This is a genomic window from Brevundimonas sp., assembly GCF_029946145.1.
Classification (GTDB): Bacteria; Pseudomonadota; Alphaproteobacteria; order Caulobacterales; family Caulobacteraceae; genus Brevundimonas.
In genome coordinates this window covers 18,876-33,526 of record NZ_JAQSDY010000028.1, presented here as the reverse complement: position 1 = coordinate 33,526, position 14,651 = coordinate 18,876, and the positions used below count along the sequence as shown (strand labels likewise).

Below are 14,651 nucleotides of genomic sequence, written 5' to 3'. Positions count from 1 at the left end.
TAAGGCGAGGGCGTCCGGCGTGGCGGCGACCGTCAGGCTGCGCTGAACCGGCGCGCCAGGGCCAGGGCGGCCATGGCGCTGACCGCCACCCCCGCCAGCATGGCGGCGGCGGGGATCAGGGCGGCGATATCCTCGGTCAGCGGACCAACGACCGGACTCAGGGCCCACAGGATGGCGATGGCGGCCACCCCCCAGGGGACAAGGGCCGCGACGGTCATCCATGCCCGGCGCAGGGCGATCCGCTGGGCGATCCGCGCCTGGAAGGCGTAGTCGCGCGCCGGGGGCGTTTCGGCGGCGAACAGGGCCTGGAGTTTCTGTTCAGGCGTCATCGGTTCCTCCGAGCGCTTTCAGCAGCCGCGTCCGACCGCGGGCAACATGCGACTTCACCGTGCCCAGAGGCAAGCCCAGGGCGACCGACGCCTCGCCGTGCGACCAGCCGTCCGCCAGGCACAGGGCGACACAGGCGCGGACGTCCGGCGGCAGGTCGGTCATGGCGGCGGCCATGGACAGCCGGTCCTCGTGAGACACGCCCGCGGGCGGTGCGACCGCTTCCAGCCAGGCGCCGTCGCGGGCCGCGCCCCGGCGCGACGCACGGATCCGGTCCTGGGCCTTGCGCCAGGCGATGCCGCACAGCCAGGCGCGGACCCCGGCCGGGTCTCTGAGCGACCTCAGCGACCGCCATGCGGCGAGGAAAGCATCCTGAGCCACGTCGTCCGCCTCGGCCCAGCCCCCGCGCAGCGCGCGGCGCAGAAAGCCGCGAACGGCCGCCTGATGTCGCTCGACCAGCCGCGAAAACGCGGCGTCCGAGCCGGCGAGCGCGCGGCTCACCAGCTCGGCGTCGCTGTGAAATCCCCCCATGGCGCGCGTTCCCGGGCGGCATCAGTTCCGCGGACCGCGTCCGCCGCTGCGCAGGGCCGAGACCAGCGAGGCGAGGCAAAGGGCCCCGAGCACGAAGCTGACGATCAGGAAGGCCTCGCCGGCGCCGTAGATGTCGGACCAGCTGGCATAGGCGAAGCCTGCCGCCATGACCCCGAACAGCACCACGGAGAACCAGGACCCGTCGCCGGCCCTGCCGCGCGCTGCGCATCTGCCAGGCGTCATCGTTCGAATCGATCGGGCGCTCCAGCACCTTGAGCAGGGCCGCGGGCGGCTCCTGACCGCGCTCGGCATAGGTCTGGATCAGCTTCAGCGTATCCTTCTGGCGCCGATAGTTGAGGAAGCTCGAGAAGCCGCCGAACACGAACCAGGCCAGCGGGAACAGCAGCCACCAGTAAGAACGGAACAGGTCTTCCATGATCTTCATCCCTCAGACGCCGGACGCCATGCCCGCGCTTTCATAGGGTAGTCGGCGCCGCACGCGCCAGCGGATGCGGTCCCGTGGAATTTTCCGGAGCCTTGCCCCGGGCGGCGGTCGCAACCCATCTTGCGGCCTCGCGTTCGCTGGCGGACACTTGATCCGCACAGGAGCCCCGCATGGTCCAGATCACCTATCGCATCGTCGAGCATGACGGAGGCTGGGCCTATCAGTCGGGCGGCACCTATTCCGAGACCTATCCGACCCACGATTCGGCGCGAGCGGCGGCCGTCGCCGTGGCCCGGGAGCAGAAGGTGCCGGACGAGGACGCCCTGATCGAATACGCCGACGCCTCGGGCCGCTGGATCACCGAACGCGCCGACGGTCACGACCGGCCCGAGGTCGAGGTCGAAGGCTGATCGCAACCGCTTGTGATCGGCCGAGGCTAGGCGCGGGCGAACCCGGCCGTTAGGTCTGGCCGCCCTGTCAGCGGAAACCGGTTACATGCGTCACGCGTCCTCCCCCGCCCCCACCCGCCGCGCGCTTCTGGCCGGAGGCGCGATGACCGCCGGCCTGGTCATGGCGCCGCGGATCGCGGCGGCGCAGGCCGCGGCGGATCTGGACCGGGTCAACGGACTGATCGCGCGCATGACGATCGAGGAGAAGGCCGGCCAGCTGAACCTGCTGAATGACCCCTTCCGCTGGCGGCCGGAGGGGGTGAATCCCGGCGACCTGAACCCGGATCAGGCCGCCGTGGCCGCCGACATCCGCGCGGGCCGGATCGGCGCCCTGTTCAACGGCGTGGGGGCCCAGGGCACGCGGATGGTGCAGGAGATGGCGGTCAGGAACAGCCGGCTGGGGATTCCCCTGCTGTTCGCCGCCGACATCGTGCATGGCCTGCGCACGACCTTCCCAGTGCCGCTGGGCGAGGCCGCCAGCTGGGACACGGACCTGGCCATGCGCACGGCGCGCGCCGCCGCCGTCGAGGGCGGAGCCTCGGGCGTGCACCAGACCTATGCTCCCATGGTCGACGTCGGACGCGACCAGCGCTGGGGCCGGGTGGTTGAAGGCGCGGGCGAGGACGTGTTGCTGGGCAATCTGTTCGCGGCGGCGCGGACGCGGGGCTTCCAGGGCGATGACCTGAAGGCCTGGTCGTCGCTGCTGGCCTGTCCCAAGCATTTCGCCGCCTACGGCGCCGCCGAGGCGGGTATGGACTACAATTCCACCGACATGAGCGAGCTGGAGCTGCGCTCGGTCTATCTGCCGCCGTTCAAGGCCGCCTTCGACGCGGGCGCCCTGTCGACGATGAGCGCCTTCAACGACCTGAATGGCGTGCCCGCCAGCGGCAACAGATGGCTGATGACTGACATCCTGCGCGGCGAATGGGGCTTCGCCGGCTTCGTGGTGTCGGACTATACATCGGAACAGGAACTGATCGCCCACGGCTACGCCGCCGACGGGCGCGACGCGGCGCGGCTGGCCCTGATGGCCGGCGTCGACATGTCGATGAAGAGCGGGCTTTACCTCAAACACATCCCGGAGCTGGTTCAATCCGGCGACGTGCCGATCGCGCGGGTGGAAGAGGCCGTTCGACGGGTGCTGATGACCAAGGCGGCGCTGGGCCTGTTCGACAATCCCTACCGCGGCTCGGACGTGCGCATGGAGCGCCGGGTGCACGGCAGCCGCGAGCATCTGGCCCTGGCGCGCGAGGCCGGGCGCAAGTCGATCGTGATGCTGAAGAACGACGGCGGACTGCTGCCCTTGCCAAAGGCGGGCAAGCGGTACGCCCTGATCGGGCCGTTCGGGGCGGATGCGACGGACCTGTTCGGCCCATGGTCGATCTTCAAGGATCCGAAGCTGGCGGTGTCGCTTGAACAGGGCCTGCGGTCGGCGCTGGGCGAAGGCTCCAGCCTGACCGTGGTCAAGGGCTCGGACGTCGAGGCGCCGCTGGCCGGCGGGATCGAGGCGGCGGTGATGGCGGCGGGTCAGGCGGACGTGGTGCTGCTGGCGATCGGCGAGTCCACAGAGATGTCGGCCGAATCCAAGTCCCGCGTCGACATCGGCATTCCCGCGCCGCAACTGGCGCTTGCCGAGGCCGTGGCGGCGACCGGCAAGCCCGTCGTCGTCCTGCTGCGCAACGGCCGGGGCATGGAGCTGGTGGGGGCGGTCAAGGATGCGCCGGCCATTCTGGTCACCTGGTTCCTGGGTTCGGAGACGGGGAATGCGGTGGCCGACGTGCTATTCGGAGACCATGCGCCGACCGGTCGACTGCCGGTCAGCTTCCCGCACCGGTCGGGGCAGTCGCCCTTCTATTATGCGCACAAGGCGACCGGGCGGCCGTCGCGGCCGACGGACCGGGAGTTCACCTCGAAATTCCGCGAGACGCCGCATCTGGCGCTCTACCCGTTCGGGCACGGCCTGACCTATGGGGCGGTGCAGTATTCGCCGGTTCGTCTGTCGGCGCCGACCATGGCGTGGAACGGCGAGATCACCGCCTCCGTCACCCTGACCAACACCGGGTCCCGCGCTGCGTCCGAGGTGGTCCAGCTGTACATCCGCGACAAGACCGCCTCGATCACCCAGCCGGTGCGGCTGCTGAAGACGTTCCGCCGGGTGACCGTGCCGGCGGGCGGATCGGTGGAGGCAGCCATGCCGCTGACGTTCGCCGAGCTGAGCTTCCTCGGCCCGGACCTGCGACCGACCGTGGAGCCGGGGCTGTTTGACGTCTGGCTCAGCGCCGACGCCCAGAGCGGGGAACCGGCGTCTTTCGCCCTGACGCGCTGATCAGCAGATCCGGGCCCGGATCAGGCCGCGACGCCCAGGTTCACGCTGGCCGAAACGCGCGTGAATTCACGCGCCAGATGATCAGCTACGTCATGATCAGGCGTGATCTCGATGTAAGCGACCCCGGCCCGCCGCAGCGCCTCTTTCTTGACAGCGTCCCTCGCGGCGGCCGTACCGAGGTAATGGCCGCTGCCTTGATATTCGATGGCCGCCAAGGGGTGTCCTGAGGCCGAGATCAGCAGGATATCGACGCGCTTGCTGTTGATGGTCGCATAAGCGGCCGGGTCGGCGGACGACAGAACCTCGCCGAGGCTGACCTGCGCCATGACACGCCATTTCAGGTCCAGTCTCTGGACGACGGCCTCAGCGGTCCGGAAGACCCGCGCCTCATCGGGCGACATGAGGCGCTGGCGCTTGAACGTCGCGGACATCACGGTTCGGAGCTGCTCCGCCGCATCGGGGATTGCACGATCCGCGCGGGCCTTTGTCGGCCGCACCGTCGCCGGCCGGCTCCGCCAGATCGGACGACCGCGACGCACCGACGGGCGAGACATTCCCAGTCCCGCCAGGAATGCCGCCAGGACAATCAGGACGACCAGGATAGTCTGTTGATCCGACATGGGATCACACCCCTCGCGCGAGCTCCGCACCTTCAGCGTGCGCGCGCGGAGTTGCCGCGCGCTTAAACGACAAGGCTAACAGCGGTCACGGGGCGATGGCCGCAGCGTAGATGTCAGGTTTGAAGCCGACCAGAGTCCGGTCTCCCAGATCCAGCACCGGGCGTTTGATCATCGACGGCCGGGCCAGCATCAGGTCGATGGCCTTCGCCGCGTCGAGGCCGATCTTGTCCGCATCCGGCAAGGCCTTGAACGTCGTGCCGGCGCGGTTCAGCACCGTCTCCCAGCCATGCGAGGCCACCCAGCCCTCGAGCCGCGCACGGTCGATCCCGCCCTTCCTGTAGTCGTGGAAGTCATGGGTCACGCCGTGCCCGGTCAGCCAGACGCGGGCCTTCCTGACCGTGTCGCAGTTGGAGATGCCGTAGAGAGTCGGGGTCATGGCGGCCTGTGTGGCGACGACGCGCCGGAACCGCAAGCCGTCGTCGTCGCTTGCATTTAACCGTTGAGTTTAATATACACCGCCGGTCAGCAAAGGAGACGCCCGATGACAGCCCTCCCTCCTCGCCAGAAGGTCATGCCCTGCCTGTGGTTCGACAAGCAGGCCGAAGAAGCCGTGAACTTCTATGTGTCGCTGCTTCCGGATTCGCGCATCGACGCCGTCATCCGCTCGCTCGGCGATTATCCCAACGGCAAGGCCGGGGATGTCCTGCTGGTGGAGTTCACCCTCGCCGGCGCCCGCTACACCGCGCTGAACGGCGGCCCCTATTTCACCTTCACCGAAGCCATTTCACTGCAGATCGACTGCGAGGACCAGGCCGAGGTCGATCGGCTGACCGAGGCCCTGTCCGCCGTGCCCGAGGCCGAACAGTGCGGCTGGGTCAAGGATCGCTACGGCCTGTCGTGGCAGATCGTGCCCTATGCGATGAACCGCTTTCTGGCGGATCCCGACGAGGGCGTCAGGACGCGCGTTTTCGCGGCCATGATGGACATGAAACGGCTGAACATCGCCGAGCTGGAACGCGCCGCGCGGGGCTAGTCCGCGTCCGCCTGCACGGCGCCGGCCACGACCGGACCGGGCGTTCCCGACAGCGCCCGGTTCAGGGCTTCCCGGTCCAGGCCCTTCTCCCATTTCGCCACGACGATGGTGGCGACCGCGTTGCCGATGAAGTTGGTCAGGGCGCGGCACTCGCTCATGAAGCGGTCGACGCCGAGGATCAGGGCCATGCCGGCGACCGGCACCGAGGGCACCACCGCCAGCGTCGCGGCCAGGGTGATGAAGCCCGCGCCCGTGACCCCCGCAGCTCCCTTGGAGCTCAGCATGGCCACGGCCAGCAACAGCAACTGGTCGCCCAGCGACAGGTCCACGCCGCAGGCCTGGGCGATGAACAGGGCCGCCAGGGTCATGTAGATGTTGGTGCCGTCGAGGTTGAAGGAATAGCCGGTCGGCACGACCAGCCCGACCACCGACCTGTCGCAACCGGCGCGGCCCATCTTCTCGATCAGGCTGGGCAGGGCCGCCTCGGAAGACGAGGTCCCGAGGACCAGCAGCAGTTCCTCCTTCAGGTAGCGGATCAGCCTGAAGATCGAGAAGCCGTTGAACCGGGCCACGGCGCCCAGCACCACGACCACGAACAGGGCCGAGGTCAGGTAGAAGGTCCCTACAAGGGCGGCGAGGTTGATCACCGACTCGATGCCGTATTTGCCGATGGTGAAGGCGAAGGCCCCGAAGGCCCCGATGGGCGCCGCCTTCATCAGGATGGCGACCAGTTTGAAGAAGGCCTCGGACACGCTTTCCAGCAGTGTCAGGACGGGCTGGGCGCGATCGCCGATGACGGCCAGCGAAATGCCGAACAGGATGGCGAAGAACAGCACCTGCAGGATCTCGCCGCCGGCGAAGGCGCCGACCACGGTCTCGGGGATGATGTTCATCAGGAAGCCGACGATGGAGGTCTCGTGGGCCTTCGAGGCATATTGCGCGACCGCGGCCGGATCGAGGGTGGCCGGGTCCACGTTCATGCCCGCGCCGGGCCGAACCACATTGGCGACGACCAGGCCGATGATCAGGGCCAGGGTCGAGAAGGTCAGGAAATAGGCAAAGGCCTTGCCCACCACCTTCCCGAGCCGGCCGAGGTCGCGAAGGTGGGCGATGCCGGTGGCCACGGTCAGGAAGATGACCGGGGCGATGATCATCTTCACCAGCCGGATGAAGGCGTCGCCCAGCGGCTTCAGGCTCTCGCCGAAGAGCGGCCAGAAATGCCCGATCAGGGCACCGAGGGCGATGGCCGCCAGAACCTGGAAGTAGAGATGGGCCCACAGCGGCTTCTTCTTCGCCGGCGTGGGCGGCGCGGCCTCGACGGCGACGCCGGGGGCGACCTTGACGGCGGCGCGCGCGCGTTTGCGCGGCGTGTCGGAAGTCGTCGGCTTGCGCGTCATGCCCGTTCCCTATCGTCGCGCATCAGCGCGATTCCCGGGTGCAGCCTACGACCTGGGGCGGCGGTTTCCCACCGGCTGGAGCCCTTCAGTCGCGAAGGGACCAGCGGCCGAGCGTGTGATAGGTCGAACGCCCGACCTCGCTGTGGATCAGCAGGAACTCCGACGCCCGCCAGCTGATGGGGTCGACCGGACGTGCGGGCAGTTGTCGATCGCCGTAGGTCAGGGTCACATGCGGCGTGAAGGCCTCGCGGGACAGGGTGCGGACGCCGGCGCGAAGGAGCGCCTTGAAGAGCCGGTCGCGGAAAGCCGTCAGCGCCTCCAGACCGGTGTCGCCGAGCAGAACGCAGGGATGCTTGCCCGGCGCCCCCGCGAAACTGGCGGCGCGGTCGAAGGCTACGTCGAAAGCGGATTCGGACAGGCCGTCGGCGGCCGCTCCGGCGTCCTCGACGACGCTTCGAGGAAGCGATCCCGCATAGTCGCCGACGTGGATCAGGGTGATGTGCATCCGATCCACACGAATGGGAGCCCCTCTCAATCCGCTTTCGCCACGGGCGTCATCCAGCACGCCCGAGGCCGCCACAGCCGCGTCGGACGGCAGCATGATCCCGAAGAAGAGGCGCTCGATCTGCGCGGACGCGGCTGGATTGCCGAACAGGTCGCCGGAGGAGGCCGGCACGTTAGCTGTTCCGCTGGGGATAGATCGTCTCGCCACGCTTCAGCATGTCCACGAAGGCGGCGATCTTCTTCTTCCGCCCGGCCTCGGTCTTCATGTTGTGGGTGCGGAAGGCCAGGGAGAAGCGGTTCTGGGCGCTGAGTTTGGCCAGCATGGCTTTCGCCTTCGGCTCGGCGTCAATGGCGGCCTGCAGGTCATCCGGGATGGCCATGTCCTTGCTGCCGCCATAGGCGCGGGCCCAGCGGCCGTCGGCCTTCGCCGCCTGGACCTCTTTCAGGCCGTGCTCCGTCATCCGGCCCCCCGCGATCAGGCGGGTGACGTTGTCGACGTTGATCTGGCTCCAGATGCTGGTCCTGGTCCGCGGCGTGTAGCGTTGCAGATAGCTGGTCTCGTCGAAGCTCTTGCGCACGGCGTCGATCCAGCCCCAGCACAGGACGACGTCGATCGCCTCCTTCGGCGTGATGGAGGGCAGGCCCGAAGCGACCTTGTGGATCTTGATCCAGAGCTCGTTCTCGCTGGCGTGGTGTTCGCCGAGCCATGCGTAGAACGCCCCGGCGTCCGCGAACTCGCGGACCTGGGCGGGGTCGACAGTGATCGGGCCTTTTGCCGCCACGCGATTGTTCTCCTCGACGACCAGAATCCCGGCGAGGAACGCCATGGACGACCTCAGTCCCCGCGTCTCCCGGTCGCCGGAACCGGACTGCGCTTTCGCAAGCCGGTTGAGCCGGTGTTCGAAGCAATCGTCAATCCGGCGCGGGTCCTTCCGACCCGGCGTCATCGTCGATCAGGATGCGGGCCGCCGACCCTTCGATGTCGTCGTACTGACCGGAGCGCAGGGTCCAGACGAAGGCTCCCACGGCCACCAGGCCGAGAAGCACCGAGAACGGCGCCAGCAGGAAGATGATGTTCATCGCCCGCCCCTCACCCGCAGCGCATTGAGTGTGACCACCAGCGACGAACCGGACATCGCCAGGGCGGCGACGAACGGATTGACGAAGCCGAGCATGGCGGCCGGCGCGGCGACCAGGTTGTAGAGGGCCGCGAAGCCGAAATTCTCCAGAGCGCGGCGGCGGGCCGAACGGGCCACGTCGATCGCGTCGACCACCGCCATCAGGGCGTCCCGGGTCAGCACCAGGTCGGCGGCGTTCTGGCTGGCCTCGAGCGCCGAGCCGGGCGCGATGGCGGCGTGGGCCCGGGCCAGGGCGGCGGTGTCGTTCAGCCCGTCCCCGACCATCAGCACCTTGCGGCCGGCGGCGGCGAGGCGGTCGATCGCCTCGGCCTTCTCCTGCGGCAGCATCCCCGCCTTCCAGTCCGTCACGCCGAGCGTATCGGCCACGGCGTTGACCGCCCCGACCTGATCGCCGGACAGGATCTCCACCGTGATCCCGCGGGTCTTCAGCGCCCTGATCGTGGCGGCGGCGTCGGGCCTGACGACATCCGAGAACTGCAGCCTGACCTTTGTCTCGCCCTCGAAGCCGAACCACAGTTCCGTCTCGCCGGATCGCAGGGTCGAGGCGCCGACAAACGCCGCCCGGCCGAGGCGGGCGCGTCGCCCTTCGATCAGCCCCTCCACGCCCAGACCGGCATGTTCGACGACATCCGTCGCCACGGGCCCCTCCCCCGCCGCGCGGGTGACGGCGCGGGCCATCGGGTGGCTGGAGGCGCGGGCCAGCGGGGCGGCCATGGCGATTACCGCCTGCGACGCGCCCACCAGCGCCGGACGGCCCTCGGTCAGCACGCCGGTCTTGTCGAACACCACGTGGTCGATCTCGGCCAGCCGCTCCAGCGCGGCCCCGGACTTGACCAGCACGCCCCGGCGGAACAGTCGGGCCGAGGCCACGACCTGCACGGCGGGCACGGCCAGGCCGAGGGCGCAGGGACAGGTCACGATCAGGACGGCGACCGCCCGGATCAGGGCTTCCCGGGGATCCAGACCCAGGGCCCAGCCGCCGGCGAAGGTGGCCAGCGCCGCCGCGTGCACCACCGGCACATAGAGGGCGGCGGCGCGGTCCGCGAGCCGGACATAGCGCGAGCGCGACTGGGCGCCCGCCTCGACCAGCCGGGCGATGGCCGCGAGCGTGGAGTCCTCCGACCGGGCGCTGGCGCGCACCGTCAGCAGGCCGGCGGTGTTGACGGCCCCGGCGCGGCACAGTTGCCCCGGCCTGACCCGCTCGGGGGCGCTCTCGCCCGTCAGCAGGCTGTTGTCGAGGAGCGCCTCGCCCGCTTCGAGGATGGCGTCGACCGGAATGCGGTCGCCGGGTCGAACGCGAAGAACGTCGCCCGGCTGGATGTCGCCGAGCGGAACCGTCCGCTCGCGGCCGCGCACATCGACGACGCAGGCGGTGGGCGCCTGCAGGGCCAGCAGGTCCCCGGCGGCGCTGCGCGCCCTGGCCCGCAGTACATGGTCGAGCCATCGCCCGATCAGCAGCAGGAACAGCAGGGAGACGGCGGCGTCGAAATAGGCGTCCCGGCCATTCAGGATCGTCTCGGAGAAGCTGATCGCCAGGGTCAGGATCACACCCACCGAGATCGGCACGTCCATATTGGCCCGGCCTGCGCGCAGCGACCGCCAGGCCGACTGGAAGAAGGGCATGCCCGCGAAGATGGCGCAGGGTGCTCCGACGATGGCCGACATCCACATCATCATGGAGCGGGTGGCGGGGCCCAGCTCCTGGTCGAACAGCCCGGCCCAGATCGGCACCGAGAACATCATGGCGTTCATCGCGCCGAAGCCCGCCACGGCCAGGGCGAGGATCAGCCGGCGTCCCTCGCGGTCGCGCTGGACCATGGCGGCGCCGGGGTCGAACGGCGTGGCCGGATAGCCGAGACGGTCCAGGGCCGAAATGATCCGCCCCGGATCGACACTGGCGCTGGCCAGACCGATGGCGAGACGTCCGGTCGACAGGTTCAGACGGACCGAGTCGACTCCCGGCAGACGCGACACCTCGCGCTCGATCTTCGAGATGCACCCGGCGCAACGCGCGCCCGTCACCAGCAGGTCGAGGCGGGCGCGGCCGTCCTCCTGCCGGCGCAGGAAGGCCGACATATCGGGCGCGGTCGCCGCCTCGAAGGTCAGGGCCACGTCAGCCTCCGCTCGGCGATGAAGGTTCGACCCGCGCCATCCACCGCCTCGATCCGGGCGTCCCAGGCGCCGGAGAGGACGCGGTCGGCGCCATACTGGCCCGGCGCCTCTTCCCTGAGGACGACCTCGGCGCGCCCCTGTTCGGTCGCGGGGCGCTGGAGCGCGGCGGACACCTTGAGGCCGGTGAGCGGACGTCCGTCGCGGTCCCGCATCAGCACGTCCAGGCCGTTCGGACGGGCCTCCGCCCCGGCCCTCCAGCCCAGCGCCTCCTGGACGCGGAGCCGCTCCAGTTCGGCGTTGTAGATCAGCCCCGCCTCATAGGGTCGAGGCGCGACCTGACCGGGATGGGTGCGGTAGGCCATCACCAGGAAGCCGGCGTCGACGCCGACCACCAGGGCGAAGAAGGCCACGACGCCCGCGGCGACGTGCCATCCCTTGACGACGAACGGCGGCTTCGGCGACCGGGTCGGAGCGGTCATTGCGGCTGGCTCCCGTATTCGAAGGCGGTGGGGACGATCTTCGTCTTCCCGCCCGAGCGAATCTCGAAGGCGGCGTCCCGGCTGCCTTCGCCGACCTGATCGGCCGGGGCGGTGACGAAGATGCGCAGCGGGGTGACGCGGTTCGGCTCCACATCGACGCGCAGCGGATCGGCGCCCGGTTGGCCCGGAATTCTCAGCGCCGCTCCCGGAACGCCGGCGTAGCTGATCTCCACCGTGGTGGTTTCGAAGCCGTGATTGGCGATCTTCAGCGTGTACCCATTGCGGACCGCGCCGTCATGCAGCCGGACATAGGCCGGGTTGCGGTCCCGCAGGGCGTGGACGCCCAGCTGCTCGCGGGTGTTGAAGCCCCAGATCATCAGGCCCCCAACGAGCATCAGCGCCACGCCGTAGTAGAGGGTGCGCGGCCGGATCAGACGATGCTCCGGCTTCTGGCCGCAGCTCCGGGCCGCGACCGCCGCGTCGGTATCATAGGCGATCAGGCCACGAGGCCGTCCGACCTTGTCCATGACCTCGTTGCAGGCGTCGATGCACAGTCCGCAGTTGATGCACTCCAGCTGCGCTCCGTCACGGATGTCGATGCCCATGGGGCAGACCACGACGCACTGGTTGCAGTCGATGCAGTCGCCACGACCCTCCCAGGGCTCGGCCTTCTTGTGCGGGCCGCGAGGCTCGCCGCGGTCGTAGCGGTAGGTGACCTGGAACGACTGGTCGTCGAGCATGGCCCCCTGGATGCGCGGCCATGGGCACATGTAGGTGCAGACCTGCTCGCGCATATGGCCGGCGAAAATGTAGGTGGTGAAGGTCAGGATGGCGCACGAGACATAGGCCGTCATTGGCGCGGTCCCGACCCAGAAGGTGCGGATCAGGTCGGGCGCGTCGTGGAAATAGAAGATCCACGCCCCGCCGGTGCCGAAGGCGACGCCGATCCACACGGCGTGCTTGCCGGCCTTGCGCCACAGCTTGTTGAAGGACGTCGGGGCCGCGTCAAGGCGCATGCGGGCGTTGCGGTCGCCCTCGAACATCCGCTCGATGTAGATGTAGAGGTCGGTCCAGACCGTCTGCGGGCAGGCGTAGCCGCACCACAGCCGCCCGAACAGGGCGGTGACGAGAAACAGGGCCAGGGCCGCGGCCACCAGCAGCCCGGTGATGAAATACACCTCCTGCGGCCATAGCTGGATCATGAAGAAGTAGAAGCGCCCGCCGTCGAAATCGACCAGCACCGCCTGGTCCGGCAGGGCGCCGGGACGGTCCCAGCGGATCCAGGGCGTGATGTAGTAGATCGCCAGCATGACGATCAGCAGCGCCCATTTGAGCCAACGCCACCGACCGTGAACCAGCTTGGGATAGATCGGGACGCGCGCCTGATACAGACCCTTGGGCCGCGCCTTCTCGCGTTGACGCTCGGCGACCGAGACCGGACCCGCCGTCGCCGGCCGCTCACGGGTCCGGTCGATGATGATGGTCATGGCGCGGCGACTTCACTCGCGCCGGAGGCCTCGCCGCCGCCGGCGTTGACGTGGACATAGACGGCCAGGGCCTTGATCACCGCAGGCGAGAAGCGGCCCTCCCAGGTTGGCATGACCCCGTTGCGCCCATTGTGGATCTGGGCCTGGATGGAGGCTCGATCCGAGCCGAACAGCCATTCACGGTCGGTCAGATTGGGGGCTCCCAGCAAGCGGTCGCCCACGCCCGTCGGCGTATGGCAGGCCGCGCAGTTGTCGGCATAAAGCTGCCGTGCGCGGCCGACGGCTGTGGCGTCCGCCTGGCGGCCGGACAGCGCCACGACATACTCAGTCAGGTCGGAGACCTGACCGGCGTTGAGCATGCCGTCGCGTCCGAACGCCGGCATTTGCGATGTCCGCGTCTCCGGGTGAGCCGACCGGACGCCGACGCGGATCGTGTGTTCAATCTCGGCCAGCGAGCCGCCCCACAGCCAGACGTCGTCGCGCAGGTTGGGATAGCCCTTGGCGCCGCCTCCGCCCACGCCGTGACAGCTGGCGCAGTTGTCGCCGAAGACCGATTGGCCGACCGCAAGGGCATGGGCCTGCAGGTCCGGATCCGCCTCGATCTGGTCCAGCGACGCCGACATGAGCAGGGTCTCGCCGCGGCCGCGCTGCGTCTGAAGGGCGGCCAGCTGCTCGACCACGTCGGCGCGGTCGGACTGTTTCAGCACGCCGGGCGTATAGCCTTTCAGGCCGGGCCACGCAGGCATCAGCACCCAGTAGACGATGGCCACGACGATGCAGCCGTAGAAGACCCACAGCCACCAGCGCGGCAGCGGATTGTCCAGCTCCCTGATACCGTCCCACTCGTGCCCGGTCGTCTCGACGCCGGAATGTTCGTCGCGCTCGCGTTCAGACATGGTCGTCCTCGTCCTTCTCGAGCGGCAGGTGGGAAAGGCGGCGGAAGGTCTCGCCGTGCTTCGGCCACAGGGCGTAGACCAGCCCGGCGATGAAGACGGCGCCGAAATAGAGGGTGCCGCCCTGCTGGGCGAACCGCGCCACGGTTTCGTAGTCGAGCCCGCTCATCGCATATTGTCCGGATCTTCGGCCTGGTAGGTCCGGAAATCGACCTGGGCGCCGAGTTGCTGCAGATAGGCGATCAGGGCGTCCATCCTGGTCAGGCGCGCCGGATTGCCGTCAAAATCACCCTGGATGATCTTGGGCCCGTAGCGGCTCCGCAGGTCCGATGTCTCGCTGGCGAAGGGATCGACCTGGGCGTTCAGGTCCGCCTCGGCGTTCTCGATCTGGTCGGCTGTGTAGGGAACGCCGACGGCCAGCATGGCCCTCAGCTTCGCCCGAATGGCGTGCTGGTCCAGGTCCTGGTCGGCCAGGAACCGGTAAGGCGGCATGTTGGACTCCGGCACCACGGCGCGCGGGTCAGTCAGGTGCTCCTGGTGCCACTCGTTCGAATACTTGCCGCCCACCCGCGCCAGATCCGGCCCGGTGCGCTTCGAGCCCCACTGGAACGGGTGATCGTACATGCTCTCGGCCGCGAGGCTGTAGTGGCCGTAGCGTTCGACCTCGTCGCGCAGCGGCCGGATCATCTGCGAGTGGCAGCTGTAGCAGCCCTCGCCGATGTAGATGTCGCGGCCGGCCAGTTCGAGCGGGGTGTAGGGACGGACGCCCTCGACCTCCTCGATCGTGCTCTCGACCCAGAACAGCGGGGCGATCTCGACGATGCCGCCGATCGAGACGACGATGGTGATGCCGATGACCAGCCAGAGCGAGTGACGTTCAAATTTCGCGTGCTTCTTCCACATGGTGCG

18 protein-coding genes are annotated in these 14,651 nt (G+C 68.9%); 3 read left to right on the top strand and 15 right to left on the bottom strand.

The window, feature by feature from the left end:
- Positions 1–32 precede the first annotated feature (32 nt).
- Genes PSV23_RS15130 through PSV23_RS15120 form a run of 3 tightly spaced genes read right to left on the bottom strand, consistent with a single transcriptional unit; the run spans position 33 to position 1,101 of the window.
- A complete protein-coding gene (locus PSV23_RS15130; protein WP_300470581.1) occupies positions 33–329 on the bottom strand; it encodes a hypothetical protein in 297 nt (98 codons plus the stop codon).
- A complete protein-coding gene (locus tag PSV23_RS15125; RefSeq protein ID WP_300470579.1) occupies positions 319–858 on the bottom strand; it encodes an RNA polymerase sigma factor in 540 nt (179 codons plus the stop codon). The genes PSV23_RS15130 and PSV23_RS15125 overlap by 11 nt, the downstream gene beginning before the upstream one ends.
- A 21-nt stretch (positions 859–879) precedes the next feature.
- On the bottom strand, positions 880–1,101 hold the full coding sequence (locus PSV23_RS15120; RefSeq protein WP_300470576.1) for a hypothetical protein: 222 nt from the start codon (positions 1,099–1,101) through the stop codon (positions 880–882).
- Between the two features lie 372 nt (positions 1,102–1,473).
- On the opposite strand from PSV23_RS15120, the gene PSV23_RS15115 reads away from it, so the two are divergent.
- Positions 1,474–1,713, top strand: a complete 240-nt coding sequence (locus PSV23_RS15115; RefSeq protein WP_300470574.1) for a DUF2188 domain-containing protein — start codon at positions 1,474–1,476, stop codon at positions 1,711–1,713.
- An 85-nt stretch (positions 1,714–1,798) separates the two neighbouring features.
- Positions 1,799–4,078, top strand: a complete 2,280-nt coding sequence (locus tag PSV23_RS15110; RefSeq protein ID WP_300470572.1) for a glycoside hydrolase family 3 N-terminal domain-containing protein — start codon at positions 1,799–1,801, stop codon at positions 4,076–4,078.
- Between the two features lie 20 nt (positions 4,079–4,098).
- Here the strand turns inward: PSV23_RS15110 and PSV23_RS15105 are convergent, their stop codons facing one another.
- Positions 4,099–4,575 carry a DUF2726 domain-containing protein gene (locus tag PSV23_RS15105; RefSeq protein WP_300470569.1) on the bottom strand — a complete coding sequence of 159 codons (477 nt, stop codon included), beginning with the start codon at positions 4,573–4,575 and terminating at the stop codon, positions 4,099–4,101.
- A gap of 208 nt (positions 4,576–4,783) precedes the next feature.
- A complete protein-coding gene (locus PSV23_RS15100) occupies positions 4,784–5,134 on the bottom strand; it encodes an arsenate reductase (protein WP_300470808.1) in 351 nt (116 codons plus the stop codon).
- Between the two features lie 105 nt (positions 5,135–5,239).
- Here PSV23_RS15100 and PSV23_RS15095 point away from each other — a divergent pair, with 105 nt between their 5' ends.
- Complete coding sequence (locus tag PSV23_RS15095) at positions 5,240–5,731, top strand: VOC family protein (protein ID WP_300470567.1); 492 nt, start codon at positions 5,240–5,242, stop codon at positions 5,729–5,731.
- Here PSV23_RS15095 and PSV23_RS15090 read toward each other — a convergent pair.
- The 10 genes from PSV23_RS15090 to ccoO form a co-directional block, all read right to left on the bottom strand.
- Positions 5,728–7,128, bottom strand: coding sequence for a dicarboxylate/amino acid:cation symporter (locus tag PSV23_RS15090; protein ID WP_300470565.1), 1,401 nt, complete (start codon positions 7,126–7,128; stop codon positions 5,728–5,730). The genes PSV23_RS15095 and PSV23_RS15090 overlap by 4 nt on opposite strands.
- Before the next feature lie 85 nt (positions 7,129–7,213).
- Positions 7,214–7,804: a 2'-5' RNA ligase family protein gene (locus tag PSV23_RS15085; RefSeq protein ID WP_300470563.1), complete on the bottom strand. Its 591-nt coding sequence runs from the start codon at positions 7,802–7,804 to the stop codon at positions 7,214–7,216.
- 1 nt (position 7,805) lies between these two features.
- On the bottom strand, positions 7,806–8,459 hold the full coding sequence (locus PSV23_RS15080; protein ID WP_300470561.1) for a YdeI family protein: 654 nt from the start codon (positions 8,457–8,459) through the stop codon (positions 7,806–7,808).
- Positions 8,460–8,544: 85 nt separating this feature from the next.
- Positions 8,545–8,712, bottom strand: coding sequence for a cbb3-type cytochrome oxidase assembly protein CcoS (gene ccoS / locus PSV23_RS15075; RefSeq protein WP_300470559.1), 168 nt, complete (start codon positions 8,710–8,712; stop codon positions 8,545–8,547).
- Positions 8,709–10,847, bottom strand: coding sequence for a heavy metal translocating P-type ATPase (locus tag PSV23_RS15070; protein ID WP_300470806.1), 2,139 nt, complete (start codon positions 10,845–10,847; stop codon positions 8,709–8,711). Before PSV23_RS15070 ends, ccoS begins: the two co-directional genes overlap by 4 nt.
- A gap of 26 nt (positions 10,848–10,873) precedes the next feature.
- On the bottom strand, positions 10,874–11,362 hold the full coding sequence (locus PSV23_RS15065; protein WP_300470557.1) for a FixH family protein: 489 nt from the start codon (positions 11,360–11,362) through the stop codon (positions 10,874–10,876).
- A complete protein-coding gene (gene ccoG / locus PSV23_RS15060; RefSeq protein WP_300470554.1) occupies positions 11,359–12,849 on the bottom strand; it encodes a cytochrome c oxidase accessory protein CcoG in 1,491 nt (496 codons plus the stop codon). The genes PSV23_RS15065 and ccoG overlap by 4 nt, the downstream gene beginning before the upstream one ends.
- The gene (gene ccoP, locus PSV23_RS15055; protein WP_300470552.1) at positions 12,846–13,745 is read right to left on the bottom strand and encodes a cytochrome-c oxidase, cbb3-type subunit III; all 900 of its coding nucleotides are present in this window, start codon (positions 13,743–13,745) and stop codon (positions 12,846–12,848) included. Before ccoP ends, ccoG begins: the two co-directional genes overlap by 4 nt.
- Positions 13,738–13,911 carry a cbb3-type cytochrome c oxidase subunit 3 gene (locus PSV23_RS15050; RefSeq protein ID WP_300470549.1) on the bottom strand — a complete coding sequence of 58 codons (174 nt, stop codon included), beginning with the start codon at positions 13,909–13,911 and terminating at the stop codon, positions 13,738–13,740. The genes ccoP and PSV23_RS15050 overlap by 8 nt, the downstream gene beginning before the upstream one ends.
- The gene (gene ccoO, locus PSV23_RS15045) at positions 13,908–14,645 is read right to left on the bottom strand and encodes a cytochrome-c oxidase, cbb3-type subunit II (protein ID WP_300470547.1); all 738 of its coding nucleotides are present in this window, start codon (positions 14,643–14,645) and stop codon (positions 13,908–13,910) included. The genes PSV23_RS15050 and ccoO overlap by 4 nt, the downstream gene beginning before the upstream one ends.
- Positions 14,646–14,651: the final 6 nt, after the last annotated feature.